Annotated in this window: 14 protein-coding genes; 7 read left to right on the forward strand and 7 right to left on the reverse strand. The window is 72.3% G+C overall.

Features of this window, described 5'->3' with window-relative positions:
* The first annotated feature begins 13 nt into the window (after window positions 1-13).
* From ACFXMF_RS00390 to ACFXMF_RS00405, 4 genes are all read left to right on the forward strand, one after another.
* Complete coding sequence (locus tag ACFXMF_RS00390) at window positions 14-1,330, forward strand: dipeptidase (RefSeq protein WP_379988433.1); 1,317 nt, start codon at window positions 14-16, stop codon at window positions 1,328-1,330.
* Between the two features lie 49 nt (window positions 1,331-1,379).
* On the forward strand, window positions 1,380-2,498 hold the full coding sequence (locus ACFXMF_RS00395; protein WP_379988415.1) for an aminopeptidase P family protein: 1,119 nt from the start codon (window positions 1,380-1,382) through the stop codon (window positions 2,496-2,498).
* 286 nt (window positions 2,499-2,784) lie between these two features.
* On the forward strand, window positions 2,785-4,395 hold the full coding sequence (locus ACFXMF_RS00400) for a lipase family protein (RefSeq protein WP_379988414.1): 1,611 nt from the start codon (window positions 2,785-2,787) through the stop codon (window positions 4,393-4,395).
* A gap of 841 nt (window positions 4,396-5,236) precedes the next feature.
* Window positions 5,237-5,521, forward strand: a complete 285-nt coding sequence (locus ACFXMF_RS00405; protein WP_379988413.1) for a hypothetical protein — start codon at window positions 5,237-5,239, stop codon at window positions 5,519-5,521.
* Between the two features lie 124 nt (window positions 5,522-5,645).
* Here the strand turns inward: ACFXMF_RS00405 and ACFXMF_RS00410 are convergent, their stop codons facing one another.
* Both ACFXMF_RS00410 and ACFXMF_RS00415 read right to left on the reverse strand, forming a co-directional pair.
* Window positions 5,646-5,837: a DUF397 domain-containing protein gene (locus ACFXMF_RS00410; protein ID WP_379988412.1), complete on the reverse strand. Its 192-nt coding sequence runs from the start codon at window positions 5,835-5,837 to the stop codon at window positions 5,646-5,648.
* Entirely contained in the window at window positions 5,834-6,721 is an 888-nt protein-coding gene (locus ACFXMF_RS00415) for a Scr1 family TA system antitoxin-like transcriptional regulator (RefSeq protein ID WP_379988411.1), read from the reverse strand. The genes ACFXMF_RS00410 and ACFXMF_RS00415 overlap by 4 nt, the downstream gene beginning before the upstream one ends.
* 556 nt (window positions 6,722-7,277) lie before the next feature.
* Between ACFXMF_RS00415 and ACFXMF_RS00420 the strand changes: the two genes are divergently transcribed.
* Window positions 7,278-7,856, forward strand: a complete 579-nt coding sequence (locus ACFXMF_RS00420) for a hypothetical protein (RefSeq protein ID WP_379988410.1) — start codon at window positions 7,278-7,280, stop codon at window positions 7,854-7,856.
* Window positions 7,857-8,084: 228 nt separating this feature from the next.
* On the opposite strand, the gene ACFXMF_RS00425 is transcribed toward ACFXMF_RS00420, so the two are convergent.
* The gene (locus ACFXMF_RS00425) at window positions 8,085-8,747 is read right to left on the reverse strand and encodes a TetR/AcrR family transcriptional regulator (protein WP_360305730.1); all 663 of its coding nucleotides are present in this window, start codon (window positions 8,745-8,747) and stop codon (window positions 8,085-8,087) included.
* 94 nt (window positions 8,748-8,841) lie between these two features.
* Between ACFXMF_RS00425 and ACFXMF_RS00430 the strand changes: the two genes are divergently transcribed.
* Window positions 8,842-9,855, forward strand: a complete 1,014-nt coding sequence (locus ACFXMF_RS00430; RefSeq protein ID WP_379988409.1) for a saccharopine dehydrogenase — start codon at window positions 8,842-8,844, stop codon at window positions 9,853-9,855.
* Between the two features lie 235 nt (window positions 9,856-10,090).
* Here ACFXMF_RS00430 and ACFXMF_RS00435 read toward each other — a convergent pair whose 3' ends face one another.
* The 4 genes from ACFXMF_RS00435 to ACFXMF_RS00450 form a co-directional block, all read right to left on the reverse strand.
* Entirely contained in the window at window positions 10,091-11,983 is a 1,893-nt protein-coding gene (locus ACFXMF_RS00435; RefSeq protein WP_379988408.1) for an alkyl/aryl-sulfatase, read from the reverse strand.
* A 108-nt stretch (window positions 11,984-12,091) separates the two neighbouring features.
* On the reverse strand, window positions 12,092-13,546 hold the full coding sequence (locus ACFXMF_RS00440) for a sensor histidine kinase (protein ID WP_379988407.1): 1,455 nt from the start codon (window positions 13,544-13,546) through the stop codon (window positions 12,092-12,094).
* Window positions 13,547-13,676: 130 nt separating this feature from the next.
* Complete coding sequence (locus tag ACFXMF_RS00445) at window positions 13,677-14,285, reverse strand: phosphatase PAP2 family protein (RefSeq protein WP_360305722.1); 609 nt, start codon at window positions 14,283-14,285, stop codon at window positions 13,677-13,679.
* On the reverse strand, window positions 14,282-14,566 hold the full coding sequence (locus tag ACFXMF_RS00450; protein WP_379988406.1) for a hypothetical protein: 285 nt from the start codon (window positions 14,564-14,566) through the stop codon (window positions 14,282-14,284). Before ACFXMF_RS00450 ends, ACFXMF_RS00445 begins: the two co-directional genes overlap by 4 nt.
* 423 nt (window positions 14,567-14,989) lie before the next feature.
* Between ACFXMF_RS00450 and ACFXMF_RS00455 the strand changes: the two genes are divergently transcribed.
* Complete coding sequence (locus ACFXMF_RS00455; RefSeq protein WP_360305718.1) at window positions 14,990-15,709, forward strand: response regulator transcription factor; 720 nt, start codon at window positions 14,990-14,992, stop codon at window positions 15,707-15,709.
* The last annotated feature ends 62 nt before the right edge of the window (window positions 15,710-15,771 follow it).

A 15,771-nucleotide genomic window follows, 5' to 3' on the forward strand; every position in this document is an offset into this window, starting at 1 on the left:
GATTGCCGCGTTGATGCCCAGGGCCAAGGCGGATCTCGCGGAACTGGTCGCGATGCCCTCGGTCGCGGACCCTCGCCAATACCCTCCCGAGCACTGCCTGCGTACCGCCGAATGGGTCGCCGCGGCCTTCACCGAGGCGGGGCTGCGCGATGTTCGCCCGGTGCCGACCCCGGACGGCAGCAACGCCGTCGTCGGCCACCGTCCGGCACCCCCGGGGGCCCCGACCGTGCTGCTGTACAGCCACTACGACGTGCAGCCCCCGCTGGACGCCGCGGCCTGGCAGTCCCCGCCGTTCGAGCTCACCGAGCGGGACGGCCGCTGGTACGGGCGCGGCGCGGCCGACTGCAAGGGCAACATCGTCATGCATCTCACCGCGCTGCGAGCGCTGGGCGAGGACATCCCGGTGGGCCTGAAACTGGTGGTCGAAGGGTCGGAGGAACAGGGCACCGGCGGCCTGGAGGCCTATGTGCCGGAACATGCCGACGAGTTGCGCGCCGACGCGCTGCTCGTCTGCGACACCGGCAACGCGGCCGTGGGCGTACCCACCGCGACGACCGTGCTGCGTGGCCTGGCCAACGTCGTGGTCACCGTGTCCACGCTGGCCGGCGACGTGCATTCGGGCATGTTCGGCGGGCCCGCGCCGGACGCGCTGGCCGCGTTGATCCGGATCCTCGACTCGCTCCGCGACGCGGACGGCGGCACCCTCGTCCAGGGTGTGTCCGGCAGCGGCGTCTGGGAGGGAATCGGCTACGACGAGCAGCAGTTCCGCACGGACGCGGGTGTCCTCGACGGGGTGGCGCTGCTCGGTTCCGGCAGCGTGGCCGACCGGCTGTGGGCACGCCCGGCCGTGACCGTCCTGGGTATCGACTGCCCCCCGGTGGTCGGTTCGGCCGCCGCCGTGCCGGCCAAGGCGCGAGCGCGGGTCAGCCTCCGGGTCCCGCCCGGCACCGATGTCGACAAGGCCGCGGACGCCTTGGCGGCGCACCTGAAGGCCGCGGCCCCCTGGGGCGCGCGGGTCCACGTGGAGCGCGAGGGCACCGGCGCGCCGTTCCGCGCGGCCACCGACGGACCCGCGTACGCCGCGCTCGACCGCGCCATGCAGGACGCCTACGGGCGGCCGATCTCCTTCCTCGGCCAGGGCGGTTCGATCCCGCTGTGCAACGTCCTCGCCACCGCCTTCCCCGAGGCCGAACTGATCCTCATGGGCGTCGAGGAGCCACGCTGCATGATCCACGCGCCGAACGAGAGCGTCGATCCCACCGAGATCGAGCGGATGGCCCTGGTGGAGGCCAACTTCCTGCGCCACTACGCCGACCTCGTCGGTGGCTGATCCGGCGCCCGCTTCCCCACCACCGAACCGAACCGGGAGCGGCCACGCCATGCCGAGACCCTTCACCGTCCAGGACTTCGCCGCGCGCATGGCGCGGGCCACCGACACGGCGGCGCAAGCCGGCCTGTCCGGGCTGGTCGTCACACCCGGTCCGGACCTGCTGTATCTGACCGGCTATCGGCCGGTCGCGATCACCGAGCGGCTCACCGCGCTGGTGCTCACACCGAACCGTCCGCCCACCATGATCGTGCCGAGGCTGGAGCACCCCGACGCCGAGGGCGCACCCGGAGCCGGAGCCCTGACGATCACGGACTGGGCGGACGGCACCGATCCGTACGCCGCGGCGAGCAGGCTGCTGGACCCGGACGGCCGGTACGGGATCTCCGACTCGGCCTGGGCCCTGCACCTGCTCGGCCTACAGGAGGTCCTCCCGGCCGGCGGCTACCTCCCCCTCACCCGAGCCCTGCCCATGCTCCGCGCCGTGAAGGACTCCGACGAACTGGAGCGGCTCGCCGCTGCGGGCGCCGCCGCCGACGACGCCTTCCGCGGCATCGTCCTGGTGGCCTTCGCCGGCCGGCGGGAGAGCGAGGTCGCCGCCGACCTCGCCCGGCTCCTCAAGGAGTACGGCCACAGTCAGGTCGACTTCACCGTGGTCGGCTCCGGTCCCAACGGAGCCAACCCTCATCACGAGGCCGGCGAGCGGGTCATTCGGCCCGGTGACACCGTCGTGCTGGACTTCGGTGGCCTCAAGGACGGTTACGGCTCCGACACCACCCGGACCGTCCAGGTCGGCCCCGACATTCCCGACGAGGTCCGCACGGTGCACGAGGTGGTTCGTCAGGCGCAGCAGCAGGCGTTCGAGGCGGTCCGGCCGGGTGTCCCGTGTCAGGAGATCGACCGGGTGGCCCGCGCCGTCATCACGCAGGCGGGCTACGGCGAGTACTTCATCCACCGCACCGGCCACGGCATCGGCCTGACCACGCACGAACCGCCCTACATGATCGAGGGCGAGGAGCAGGTTCTGGTCCCCGGAATGTGCTTCTCCATCGAGCCGGGCATCTACCTCCCGGGACGCTTCGGCGTCCGGATCGAGGACATCGTCACCGTCACGGAGACCGCCGGACTCCGGTTCAACAACACCCCGCACGAACTCGCCACCGTCTCCTGAGGACACCGGGCGATTCCTCGGCGGCGGCGCCGGGGTCGCGCAGGGGCGCAGCGGGTCGGCGCCCGAAGGGCGCTGGGGCGCTGGGCCGGGAGAGTGAAATCCGATGGCCTCCGGCCCGTGACATCTCGGCCGGGGTGTGGCGCCGACGAGGATGGGCGCGAGCAGCACGATCGCAGGGGTGGTGTGCACCTGCCGTCGGCACGGTAAGGGGGTGCCGAGGTCTCCCGAGGCCGGACACGGCGGCCGTCGCGGCCCGCTCCGCTCCGCAGACACCCAAGGAGCACGTATGGCCACGTCGGCCCGGCCCGACCCGTCGAGCGCCCCGGTCCTGATGACCCTCGCCGCGATCGCCGCCACGGCGGCGGTTCCGCGTCCGTCCGGTGAGACCACGCTGGAGCAGGCCCTGCGCGCCAGGTCCGGCATCACCTCGCACTTGCAGGACCCCACGCTGGCCACCGGCGGCACCTGGCTGTTGAAGTGGCTGGCCCTCGGTCCGGACAACGCCAACCTGGCCTACATCGCCTGGAATTCCGACGGCTCGAACCAGATCGTCGTGGCCGTCCGGGGCACCGTCTCCCAGCCGATCGACACGATGGAGGACCTCGACGTCGGCACCGTGGTGCCGTTCACTGCGGGCGGGTCGACGGACATCGCCGTCTCGACCGGTGCCATGGCCGCGTTCACGCAGGTCGCGACGGCTCGCGGGATCACCGGGGTGCCGGCCGAGCCGGATGGGGCCGACGGGTCCGGTGGGCCGGACGCCGCCATCCCGGTGGACGCGACGCTCACGCAGGCGCTCGCCCTCCTTCTCGCGGTCGTGCCGTCCTCGCCCCAGCCGACGGTCCACGTGACCGGCCACAGCCTGGGCGGCTGTGTCGCCACCATGCTGGCCACGTACCTCCAGACCCGGACGTGGACGCCGAACCCGCCGCAGTTCGCACTCGTCACCTTCGCCGCCCCCACGGCCGGCCTCCAGAGCTTCGCCGACCACGTCGACGGCCTGCCCTGGATCCTGCACGAACGCCACGTCAACGCCTACGACGTGGTCCCGCTGGCGTGGTCCGCCGTGCTCGAAGCCACGAAGTGGTACCCGTCCCCCCAGGGCCCGGTGGCGACCGACGAGGTGAAGCTCCTTCTGACGGAGATCGACAAGCTCAAGAAGCACTACGTGTACGTCCAGCCCCTCGCCGACAGCCCCGTCACGTGGAACCCGTCGTACTACTGGCACGACACGTTCTGCATCAACAAGACCACCGCCGACTTCATGGCCCAGGTCGCCTTCCAACACTCCAACTACAGCTACCTGTACCTGCTGAGCGCGCCTCAGGTCCCCGCCGGCCCGGTGGTCACCGGGCTGAGCCTCACCAGCGGGGAAGGCGGCACGCAGCTCGTCGTCAACGGCACGGGGTTCACCCCGGACAGCGTCGTCGACTTCGGTCCCGTCCCGTGCACCGAGTTCGCCCACGACCTGGAAGGAATGTGGATCGCGGCGGTCGTACCCGACGGGGTCGGCATCGTCGACGTCCGCGTCACCAACCTGTTCGGCACCTCGCCCGCCGTCCCGCTGGGGCGGTTCGCCTACGGCGGGCCCGCACCCGTCGTGGTCGGCTCGATCGACCCGATCCACGGGCCGGTCGGCACGCCGGTCGCGATCAACGGCTCGGGCTTCACGTCCCATGCGACCGTGCGGTTCAAGGACCACGTCGCGCACTCCGAGTTCAAGTCCACGACCCTCGTCACGGCGAAGGCGCCGCCCCGGCTGCTCGACGAATCGAACGCGGACGATGCGAAGACGGTGGACGTCACCGTGACGGTCGGCGTGGCCACGTCGCCCACCGGCCCGGCCGGCGAGTTCACGTACGAGGACCGGTCGACCGGTGACGGGGAGCCGAGCTAGTCCCGGTCGAGGCCCACGTCGGGCGTCCCGACTCCCGATTCCCGGTACCGGACGCGCAGCCGTTCGCGTGCGACACATCGGCATCGACGGTGCCCGACAGGCGTCGACCACTCCCGATGCCGGCGGACCCGCCCTCGCACGATCGTGGCGCGGGGCGCATCGCGTCGTTCCCGGTCGCCTCTGCGGTCGTGTCGGCCTCGTCGAGCAGTGTCGGCGCCTCGTCGTATCCCATGGCGGAGATCGGGGCCCGCCCGAGATTGCAGCTCCGAACCAGGAACCATCCCGATGTCCCAGGTGGTCGTCGAGCCCGGACCGGGCGTCCTCGTCGCCAGGCGAAACGGCCAGGGCCCGGGCGAACCGCCTCCTGCTCTGCTCGGAATCGCTGTCGAAGACGTTCCGGCCCTGCCGCGCCAACTCTGCGGCAAGTTCGGCCAGTGCGCTGTCCCCGGGCAGTAGCGGGTAGGCCGGTTCCAGGCCGTGGATTCGTGTAATCGTCGAGTAGCCGTACCCGTTCCGGCTCCGCCCGACGTTCCGCCACGCGCGGTGCACGGCTGCCTGGCCGCCGGGGCCCAGAGAGTGGCCGAGCCGCGCCGCCGTGGCGAAGTCGGCGAGCGCTTCACCCCATTCCCCGGCATTCACGCGGCCCTGTCCCCGTTCCGCCAGGGCTTGGGCCAGCGCGTCGGCACATGCGGCCCAGTTCCCGACCCGCGCGGCCGGACTCCGGCCTCGGTCCAGTCTCGCAACCGGCGCCAGGCCGTGACTTCGGAGCAGCCCACGGTCAAATGCGGCGTCCGGCGCGGCCAACGCGAAGGTGCTGCGGCACCCGACCAAGTCCCCGGCTGTGGTCCAGTCGAGCAACCATGTCATCACCGGCGTCCACGACTTTCACGGGCGGCTCGGAATCGATTCGGGTGGCGAGTCGTCGGAGGCGAGACGATGGGTGGAGGCGGCCACAGAGGTGAGGAACAGGGCGCTCGAAACAGGAGCGAAGGGAGTCGGAGCCGCCAAGAGCATCGGCAGCGGAACCCTCGATCGGGCCGGCGCGGTAAAGGGCAGGCTCGCCGGGGAGATCGCCGGGCGAGCACGCCGTCGGCGCGTGGATGAGGAACGCGACGAGAAGGGCTGAACGAGCGCTATCCGTCGGCCACATGCGCAGCCTGACGCACCAGCGACTGCGAAGAGCCACAAAACGAGCCATGCCGCCTGACACCCCATCGAACTCCGGTGGTGTCAGGCGGCGGGCAAGTCGATCAGCGCACGGCCACGGACCGTACGAACGGAGCCCACTCGGCGCGACCCACGGCGAACGCAGGGCGGGTCACGTCCTTGGAGTCCCTTACGTGGACGCCCTGTTCGGTGATGGCGACCTCCACGCAGTCGTCGCCCTGGGTACCGCTGTAGCTGGACTTGAACCAGGCGAGTTCCGACGTACCGCTGTTCATAGCTCTCCTCGCAGTCGCTCCAGCAGATCCCGGGATTCCTTGGGGTTCAGGGCCTGCGAGCGCAGTGTGTCATAGCGTCGGCAGAGCAGACTCATTTCTTTCACGTCGGAGATCAGCCGACCGTTCTGCTGCCCCTCGGAGTAGCCGAGCCGCCGCCCCTCCTGGGTCTCCAAGATTCGCACAGGCCCGTCCAAGCATCCGTGGAACTCCGATTGCAGCGGCACCACTTGAAGCGTCACATTGCGCGGCGCGGTAAGCCCGAGCACATGGTCCAGCATGCTCGACTGCACCCGCGTCCCGCCCAGTCCGCGTCGGAGAACGGACTCCTCCACGATGAAGCCGAAGGGCACGGTCGGCCGCTCCCGCATCATCGTCTGTCGCTCCATTCGGGCCGCCACCTGTGCCTCCGTCTGCTCATCGGTCAGCAGCGGGATGCTGTTGTCGAACACCGCCCGCGCATACGCCTCCGACTGCAACAACCCCGGCACCAAACGGCATTCGTACGTGCACAGGCTCACCGCCTCCCGCTCCAGCCGAGCCCACCGCCGGAACCACGCCGCGAGCCCCGCCTCTCCCCGCGTGAGATGCCGGGCGGCCATGCGCAGTGCGCCGGTGTTGCCGAGAGCCTCCTCCGCACGCTCCACGAACGCCTCGTCCGGCATCCGGCGGCCCAACTCCACCGACTCCACCGTGTGCTTGGAGAACCGGACCCGGGTACCCAGGTCGACCCGACTGAGGCCCGCGTGCTCGCGCAGCGCCTGAACCACGGCTCCGAACGTGCGCAGACTGTCCGACGGATGAGGCTCCCGCTCCCACTCCCCCACCGGAACCACCCGCGCGCCGACGGCCCCGGACGCCTCCCCTTCGACTCCGACGATGTCCATCCGCTGCCCCTTTCTCATGCCGCATCACAACGGCCCTGATGAGCTGCCCCGGACACCGCCCATCGTGGCGGAAAACCACCCGTACCGTCCACTCTTCGTGTCCGAAGAATGACTGCGCGTACGCGATGCCCCGCCGGTGCCCGGGGACGCGGCCGCCGCATGCCGGCCCCATGAACCAGGCGATTCGCCAACTCGTCGCCCCGGCCCGCACCTTCGCGCGCGTGTCGTCCTCCACACTCCGCACGTGATCGCGTCGGCCGGAACGGCGTCCGGTCCTTCCGGTCGGCCCGAAGCACCCGCGAGCACGACCGAGCGCTCAATCACGCGCCGGCGGCGGGTAGTCACGATCCGGCACCGGGAGCGGAGATCGTCGGCCCGCGCACGGTGGCGCTGGGGATGATGCGTGCCATGGTGCGATTGCGGACGGGGCGAGCGGCTGCCGTCTACGGAGTCCTACAGGCGGCTTCCGTGGCGCCGGCCCTATGGCTGACGTGGCAATTCGACGTGGCGTCCGTGGCCGCCACCGCGGTTGCTCTGACGCCGGGCGGTGGTCGCGTTGCGGCAACTCAACGCCTACCAGGACCCCGCGGGCAGCGCCTCGGTCATCCTGACCTGCCGCACCGACCAGTACAGCGAACTGGCCGCCCTGGACATGCGGATGCGCGAGGCCGCCCGCATCGAGATCGAGCCGGTCACCCCCGCCCAGGCCGACGCGTACCTGACCGCCCGCAGCACCGACCCGACCCGCTGGACACCCGTCGTCACCACCTTGCACACCGCACCCGGCGGCACCCTCGCCCGCTCCCTCGACACCCCTTGGCGCCTCAACCTCGCCGCCACCGTCTACGAGGAACGCGACCCGGACACCCTGCTCCCGGTGCGCGACCCCGGCGACCTGTGCGCCCTCGCCTCACCCGGCACGGTCCGCGACCACCTGCTGGGTCTGTACGTGCCCGCCGTGGTCCGGCAACACCCGACCCGACCCGGCCGCTACCGCCCCAACGACACTCACCGGCGCCTCGGCGCCTTCCTGCACTGGTCGTACGGGGCAGGTCTGTTGCGCATATCCGGCATCGCCTACCAGTTCCGCCACCGCGAACTCCAGAACTGGCTCGCGTCCCGCCCCAACCCCTGACCGTCGGGCCTGCGGCTACTGCTCAGCGACGCGGCGCCCTGCCCCGCGCCTCTCGCGGGCATGGGCACGAGCCTGTCCTGGTCGGCGCGGACTTCACGGCCCGGCAGCCCCCGACGGGGTCGGCGACCGGTCCTCGGCCCCGACGGCACCCTGGGGTTCGCTGCCACGCCGAGCCGGCGCGGCATCGCCATGCGCGGCGACGGTCTCGCCACCGACCGCCAAGCCGCACTACGCGTCGCCGCGATCCTCCGCCGGTTCGAGGCGTGGTCGGTCGGACCCGGCCCGGGGGCGCGCTTCGCCGAGTTCGTCGGGAGTGGTGGCCACAGCGGCGGTGATCAGGCAGGCCAGTGTGGCGACGGCCGCATCGGCGGTGGTCCGGCCCCGGTTGAGTTCCGCGGCGATCGCCTCTGCGGCTCCGAGCAGGCCGAGGCAGTGCAGGCGGAGCGCCTCGGCGTCCAGGTCGGAGTACGGGGCCAGGGCGGCGGCCATCACGCTCGTGTAGCCGTCCAGCATCTCCTGTTGCAGCACCGCGACTTCCGGGTCGCCCTTCAGCGCCGCCGAGACGGCGGTGAACTCCGGCATGTCCGTGGCGCAGGCGAAGTACGCGGTGCTCGTCGCGCGGGCGATCGCCCCCGCGTTCGGCGGAGCGGTCCGCAGCGCCTGCTCCACCGTGGCCCGGTGGCGTTCCTCCAGCCGCCGGTAGAGGGCGAGCAGCAGTCCCGCGCGGGTGGCGAAGTGGTCGTACGCGATCGGCCTGCTCACCCCGGCCGCCTCGGCGAGTGTGACCAGCGTCAGCGCGTCCGCGCCATGCGCGCGCACGATCCCCAGGGCGGCGTCGAGCAGTTGCTCGCGCCGGGCGGCCTTGGGGAGGCGGGTGGGAGACGGGGTCATGGCCCTCCTTGCGTTTCCCCGAGTCTACCTACACGATGTAACCTACAAAATGTAGGTTACAGAATGTAGCCTCAAGGTGAGACGGAGGAACACGATGGGACACACGAAGCCGGTACTGATCCTGGGCGGTTCGGGGCAGGCGGGCTCGGGAGCGGCCGCCCTCCTGCGCCGCCGGCACCCGGCGCTGCCCCTGGTGATCGCGGGCCGCGACATCGGCCGCGCCGAACAGGTGGCCGGGGGCCTCCGCGACGCGACCGCCGTCACCGTCGACATGCGGCGCGGCGACCTCGGCCTCCCGGCGGACGGCACCGGGTTCTCGGCCGTCGTCGCCACGCTGTGGGACGACCGGCTCAACGCCCTGCGGTACGCGCAGCGGCACGGGCTGCCGTACCTCGGCATCTCCAGCGGCTTCGTGGACATCGCCCCGGAGGTCGTCGCGGGCGCGCAACGTCCGGGCACCGCACCGATCCTGTTGGCGAGTCACTTCTGCGCGGGCACGGTCGTACTGGCCGCGCTGCACGTCGCCCGCGAATTCCGCCGCGTCGACCGCATCGCCATCGGAGCCGTCCTCGACGAGACCGACACCGGCGGCCCCGCAGGAGTGGCGGACCTGGAGCGGTGGGTCACCGCCACCAGCGCGGGACTCGTGCGCCGGGACGGTGTCTTCACCTGGGTCGCCGGCGCGGATACGGAGACGGAGGTCACCACCCTCGACGGCACCGTCCTGCCGGCCGCCCGGATCGCGGTCCTCGACGTGCCGAGCCTGGCGCTCGCGACGGGTGCACCGGACGTCCGGTTCGACTTCGCGGTCGCCGAATCGGCAGGCCGGCGCCGCGGCGAAGGGCCGTCCGCCGAGGTCCGGATCGACATCGACGGCATCGGCCCGTCGGGAGCACCCCTGACGGTCGCCCGCTACCTCGTACACGCCGCGGGGCAGCGCCCCTTGACCGCCCTCGGCATCGCGCTCGGCGTGGAACGGCTGCTGGGCCTCGCCGGCGACGCCGCCGCGCCGGGCATCCACACCCCCGAGTCGCTGATCGACCCGGTGGATGCGGCAAAGGGCCTGGCGGAGATCGGGGCGGTCTTCGTGGACGCCCCCGGCGCGTAGGACCGCTGAACCCCACCGACGCTTGGCCGTGGCGAAAAGCAGACGTTTCCGCGTCCGACGACAGTCGTCATCCGCGTGGCGACGGTGCCGCTTCGGCCGGTGGCGCCGGTGGCGCCGCTGGCGCTCGATCCTCACCGGCTCCACCCGCCCCCGAGTGATGCGGCGCCTTCACGGCCCCCTCCTCGGCGGCTGCTTGCGCGAGCCGTGCCGAAAAGGACCCGGCGCGGCAGGCTCTCTAGGGGGTGACGATGGGGAAGTCCCGGTCGCCGGGGTCGAGTACGTCGGCGAGGGTGCGCAGGATCGACGGGTCGCCGTCGACCCGGATGCCCGCTTCGGCGAGGTCGTCCGGTGTCAGGCCGCCGAGTGCCAGTGCGGGAAGGGCGGCGGTGGTGGTGGTGAGGGTGAGGTCGGCGTCGCCCTTGTGCGAGACCGCGCTGTAGGTCAGGGCACCGTTGGACAGGCGGAGCCGGTAGTGGTCGCCGGTGTCGGTGAGCTTGACGTCTACGGTGAGCTGCTCGTCCCATGCCTTGGGACCGTCGATCCGGATGGCGATGGCGTCGAAGAGCATCTGCGGGGTGAGGTTGGCGACGACGTCGGCGGAGGCCGTGACGGTGGGGGTGCCGAATCGGCCGTCGCGCAGTTCGGTGGCGCCGGAGAGGTAGAAGTTGCGCCAGGTGCCGCTCTCGCAGCCGTAGCCGAGTTGTTCGTAGGTGTCGGCGAGGAGTTCGCGGGCCCCGGCGTGGTCGGGTTGCGCGAAGACGAGGTGGCCGAGCACCTCGGCGACCCAGCGGTAGTCGCCGCCGTCGAAGGAGGCGCGCGCCTTGGTGACCACGGTGTCGGCGCCGCCCATGAAGTCGACGTAGCGCTTGCCGGCCTCGACCGGGGTGTGTTGCCACAGGTGGGCGGGGTTGCCGTCGAACCAGCCCATGTAGCGCTGGTAGATGGCCTTGAGGTTGTGGCTCACCGTGCCGTAGTAGCCGTGCGTGTTCCAGGCGTTCTCCAGCGCCGGCGGCAACCGGAGATGTTCGGCGATCTCGGGGCCGGTCCAGCCTTTGTTGATCAGGCGCAGGGTCTGGTCGTGCAGGTACGCGTACAGGTCGCGTTGCATGCCCAGGAACGCCACGACGCGCTCTCGGCCCCAGGTGGGCCAGTGGTGCGAGGCGAAGACGACGTCGGTGGTGTCGCCGAACAGGTCGATCGCCTCGGTGAGGTACTTCGCCCACGAGTGCGGGTCGCGGACCACGGCGCCGCGCAGGGTGAGCAGGTTGTGGAGGTTGTGGGTGGCGTCCTCGGCCGCGCACAGGGCGCGGAAGTCGGGGAAGTGGATGAGCATCTCCGCGGGCGCCTCGGTGTCGGGAGCCATCTGGAAGACCATGCGAACACCGTCGACGACCTCTTCCTGCCCGGTGGTCGTGACGGTCACCGTCGGCGGGATCAGGGTGATGGTGCCCGTCGAGACCGTCTGGCCGAGACCGGCGCCGACCTGTCCTCGTGGACCGCGGGCGAGGGCGGCGCCGTACATGTAGGCGGCACGTCGGCCCATGGCGGTGCCCGCGTACACGTTCTCCGAGACGGCGTGTTCGGTGAAGCCCGCGGGAGCGAGCACGGGGACGCGGCCGGCGTCGACCTCCTCCTGGGTGGTGATGCCCTTGACGCCGCCGAAGTGGTCGACGTGGGAGTGGGTGTAGATGATGCCGGTGACAGGGCGGTCGCCGCGGTGTTCGCGGTACAGGGCGAGCGCGGCGGCGGCCGTCTCCTTCGACAGCAGGGTGTCGACGACGATGATCCCGGTGTCGCCCTCGACGAATGTGGTGTTCGACAGGTCCATGCCACGTACCTGGTAGATGCCCTCGACGACCTCGAACAGGCCCTGCTCGGTCGCGAGCCGGGACTGGCGCCACAGGCTCGGATTCACGGTGTCCGGGGAGTCGCCGGTCACGAACGCGTACGTGTCGTTGTCCCATACGACGGTGCCGTCCTCGCCCATGACGGCATTCGGCGTGCGGCGTGCGATCAGACCGCGAGTCGCGTCCTCGAAGTCCTGCGTGTCGGAGAACGGCAGACGGGTGCGCAACTGTGCCTGCTGTCGGGCGATGGACGGCTGGGCCGGCTTGGGCATCGAAGTCATTACGTCACATTTGCACCCATCGGCGACTTTTGAACTCGGGGGCACCCGGATGGACTTTGCGCTCCCGGGGCGGTCCCGAGGGTCGGATCGGGTGACGGCCGCGCGGGTTCAGGCGTCGTCGGTGGCGTCGTGGGGTGGGCTTGTGGGGCGGTTGGGCTCCGCGGGGCGGTCGGGTTCCGTGGGCAGGACGACTCGGAACAGTGCGCCTCCGCCCGGTGCTTCGTGTACGGCCACGGTGCCGTGGTGGGCGGCCACGAGGTGGTGCACGATGGCGAGGCCCAGGCCCACGCCGCCGGAGTCGCGGTCGCGGCTGGGGTCCAGGCGGACGAATCTGCCGAAGATGCGGTCGCGTTCGGCGGGGGGCACGCCGGGGCCGTCGTCGGCCACGTCGAGCACGGCCGTGTGTCCGTCGGCCGACGGGGCGACCACCAGGCGCACCGCGGACGAGGCGTGGGCCGCGGCGTTGTCGGCGAGGTTGCGCAGGACTTGGGCGAGTTGTCCGGCGTCGCCGTACACCCGGGTCGGGGTCGGCTCGGCGGTGATCCGCAGTGCGGGGTATCGGGCGGCCAGGCGGCGGCGTTCGGCGTCGAGGAGATCGTCCAGGTCGACGTCGGTGTGCCGGGTGTGCAGACCGTGTTCGTCGGCGCGGGCCAGCCACAGGAGCCCGTCGACGAGATGGTCGAGGCGGCCGACCTCGGCGGTGAGCAGGCCGACCAGGTCGGCGTCGCGGGTGACGAGCGGTCGTGCCGCGAGGACTTCGAGGCCGCCGCGAAGCGTGGTGATGGGGCTGCGCAGTTCGTGCCCGGCGTCGGCGACGAAGCGGCGCCGGGCCTCGACCTGGGTCTGCAGGCGGTCGAGCATGGCGTTCATGGTCTCGGCGAGGTTGGCGACCTCGTCGCGGGCCTCGGGGACGGGGACGCGTTCGTCGAGCCGGTCGGCGGTGACCACCGACACCTTGCGGCGCATGGCCTCCACGGGCACCAGGGAGCGTCCGACGAAGAGGTATGTGGCCGCCGCCACGACGGCGATCAGGAAGGGGCAGCCGAGCAGCAGGAGCGCGCCCGCGTCCTCGACGCTGTCGTCGATCGCCTCCCGGGACTCGCCGACCACGACGGTGTAGGTGCCGTCGGGGCGGGCCACCCCCAGCGCGGCGACGCGGTAGGTGTCGCTCTGGCCGGGGACCGGGCTGCGGTTCTCGCGTTGCGTCCGGCCCGGTTGCGGGCGCAGCGGGGTCAGCGGCGGCAGCCCGCGCACCGAGGGCGAGGCGGCGACCACGGTGCCGTCCGGGCCGAGGATCTGGACGGGTGTCAGGTCGCCGCGTTCCGGGGGGATCGCCCCGGATGCCTGGCCCGGCGGCTCGGGGCGGGTGAGTTCGGCGGCGACCGCGGCGGCGCGGCGGCGGGCGTCGGCGTCGAGGGAGTCGAGCAGGGAGCCGTGGTAGAGGAACAGGAACGCCGCCGCGGCGAGGGCGATCACGACGGCGACGACCGCTGCGGCGGCCAGCGCGGACCGCATGCGCACCCCGGCGTGCCGTCGGTACCACGCGCCGAGCCGGGGCCACATGTCGGTCACTGTAGTTCGCGGTCGCCCGGCTCGGGTGCGGCGCTTGCGCGGGCCGCGTGTCGCCGGCTTCGGGCGGTCGGGTCGGGTGCGCGGTCGGCGGGGCACCGGGGGCGGGGCTTTCGCGGGGCTGTCATCGGGTCGCCACGTACGCCCGCCATCGGGTGCCTCGCAGGCCCTCGACCAGCGGTGCGGCCCGTCCGGCCATCCGGACCAGGGGCCAGGCCAGGAGTACCCCGATCAGCAGGCCCGCCGCCGCGTCGTGCGGGTAGTGCACACCCACCCACACGCGCGAGGCCGCCATCGCGAGCGCGGCGACGGCGGCGATCGCGCCGATGCGCCGATCCACCGCCCACAGCGCGGTCGCGGCAGCCGCGGCCACGACCGCGTGGTTGCTGGGGAACGACCAGTCGTGCGGACCCGGGCACGCCTCCAGGGTGAAGGCCCCGGTCAGGGTCCGGCACGGGCGGCTTTCCGCGAACACCGACTTGAGTCCGGTGTCCAGCAGGTACACCAGGGCCACGATCGCGGGCGCGGCCAGGGCCCGGGCCATCGCCGCGGGCTCGCGGCTGCGGGCGGTCCACCACACGGTCAGCATCAGCACCGCGAACAGCGCCAGGCCGTACGTCGACCAGTCGGCCACCACCCGGTTGAGGAACGGCGGCGCCTCGCGGGCGAGTTCGGTCACCCGCTCGTACAGCGGTCCGTCGACGGAGGCGCCCGAGAACGCGAGGCCGCTCATGCCCGGTCCCCCGTTCCGTCGGCCGGGTCGTCCTCGCGTGAGCGGGGCGGGTTCGGGGACGAGGCCGGGTGCGCGTGCGCACCGACGTGGGCCGGCGCCTCGGGGATCTCGCCCCGACGCCGGCGCGCGTCGCGCCTGGCGAGCACCGGCGGTCTGTGCGGGAGCGCCATCGGGCCCGTCTCGACGAGCAGCACCCCCGCACTACCCGGCGCGTCGAACGACCCCGGCCACGAACGCGCGTCCCGGGCGTTCGAGGCCGGGTCGCCGGCAGTGGACGACATCACGCGCACCTCCCTTCCCGTCCGGTGATTCCGCGTCCGCCGCGCCTGCGGCGTTCCCACGCCGGGCGCGGCCCGGACACCGCAGCGCCGCACGGCTCCGCGTTGTCCACCCCGAGCCTGCCGGGGCGGTCCTGAGAATCCGCTGAGTACCGCGGTCGAGCAGCTCGGGGCGGTGCCTCGCGCATGGGGGAAGGGCTGGTCCCCCCGGTGCAGCCGGCACTGCCTGCGGGGGTGCCTCGCGGGCAGTGGGAAGGCCGCCCGCCCCTTCCCGGAAGGGACGGAAGACCACGAGCGCGACGTGCGTCGGACGGGCCGGGACCGATCGCGCCGCCGTGTCTCAGCGTGCTCTTGGGTTCGCGGTGGTGTGCTGGGCCGCACGGTCGGCGGTTCCGGCGGCCGGTGCGCGGGCGGCGGAGGTGTCGGGTGCGGGTACTGCTGGTGGAGGACGAGGTCCGGTTGGCGGAGACCGTGCGACTGGGGCTGGTCGACGCGGGCTTCAACGTCGAGGTGGTCCACACCGGCCCGGACGGCCTGTGGGCCGCGACCGAGAACGCCTACGACGTGATCGTGCTCGACATCATGCTGCCGGGCCTGAGCGGCTACCGGGTGTGCGAGCGGCTGCGCGAGGCGGGCGTGTGGACTCCGATCCTGATGCTGACCGCCAAGGACGGCGACTACGACCAGGCGGACGCGTTCGACCTGGGGGCGGACGACTACCTCACCAAGCCGTTCGGCTTCGTGGTCCTGATCGCACGGCTGCGCGCACTGGTGCGCCGGGGGGCGCCGGTACGGCCGGCGGTGCTGGCGGTGGGCGGCCTCACCCTGGATCCCGCACGCCGCCGCGTCGCGATCGACGGCGAGGAAACGCCGTTGACCCCACGGGAGTTCGCGCTGCTGGAGTTCCTGATGCGGCGGGCGGGCGACGCGGTCTCGAAGACGGAGATCCTGGCGAACGTGTGGGACGCACACTACGAGGGCCCGGCGAACGTGGTCGAGGTGTACGTCGGCTACCTCCGGCGCAAGCTCGCCCGCGAGGGTCGCGACGCGGGTACGGGGCCCGCAGCGCCGTCCGGGACGCCCGGCCGGCGGCCGGTGATCGAGACCGTGCGCGGGGTCGGGTACCGGCTGGTCGCTTCCGACTGATTCGCCATCCGAGGGCGACTCGCCACCGACGGCCCAAATCGCCGGGCCGCGTGTCGGCAGCC

Source organism: Embleya sp. NPDC059213 (assembly GCF_042754445.1).
Taxonomy (GTDB): Bacteria; Actinomycetota; Actinomycetes; order Streptomycetales; family Streptomycetaceae; genus Embleya.

What these genes read in the sequence shown, in the direction of transcription:
- ACFXMF_RS00390 (WP_379988433.1), top strand. Translation starts at nt 14, where the DNA reads ATGCCCAGGGCCAAGGCGGATCTCGCGGAACTGGTCGCGATGCCCTCG.
- ACFXMF_RS00395 (WP_379988415.1), top strand. Translation starts at nt 1,380, where the DNA reads ATGCCGAGACCCTTCACCGTCCAGGACTTCGCCGCGCGCATGGCGCGG.
- ACFXMF_RS00400 (WP_379988414.1), top strand. Translation starts at nt 2,785, where the DNA reads ATGGCCACGTCGGCCCGGCCCGACCCGTCGAGCGCCCCGGTCCTGATG.
- ACFXMF_RS00410 (WP_379988412.1), bottom strand. Translation starts at nt 5,837, where the DNA reads ATGAACAGCGGTACGTCGGAACTCGCCTGGTTCAAGTCCAGCTACAGC.
- ACFXMF_RS00415 (WP_379988411.1), bottom strand. Translation starts at nt 6,721, where the DNA reads ATGGACATCGTCGGAGTCGAAGGGGAGGCGTCCGGGGCCGTCGGCGCG.
- ACFXMF_RS00425 (WP_360305730.1), bottom strand. Translation starts at nt 8,747, where the DNA reads ATGACCCCGTCTCCCACCCGCCTCCCCAAGGCCGCCCGGCGCGAGCAA.
- ACFXMF_RS00430 (WP_379988409.1), top strand. Translation starts at nt 8,842, where the DNA reads ATGGGACACACGAAGCCGGTACTGATCCTGGGCGGTTCGGGGCAGGCG.
- ACFXMF_RS00435 (WP_379988408.1), bottom strand. Translation starts at nt 11,983, where the DNA reads ATGACTTCGATGCCCAAGCCGGCCCAGCCGTCCATCGCCCGACAGCAG.
- ACFXMF_RS00440 (WP_379988407.1), bottom strand. Translation starts at nt 13,546, where the DNA reads ATGTGGCCCCGGCTCGGCGCGTGGTACCGACGGCACGCCGGGGTGCGC.
- ACFXMF_RS00445 (WP_360305722.1), bottom strand. Translation starts at nt 14,285, where the DNA reads ATGAGCGGCCTCGCGTTCTCGGGCGCCTCCGTCGACGGACCGCTGTAC.
- ACFXMF_RS00450 (WP_379988406.1), bottom strand. Translation starts at nt 14,566, where the DNA reads ATGTCGTCCACTGCCGGCGACCCGGCCTCGAACGCCCGGGACGCGCGT.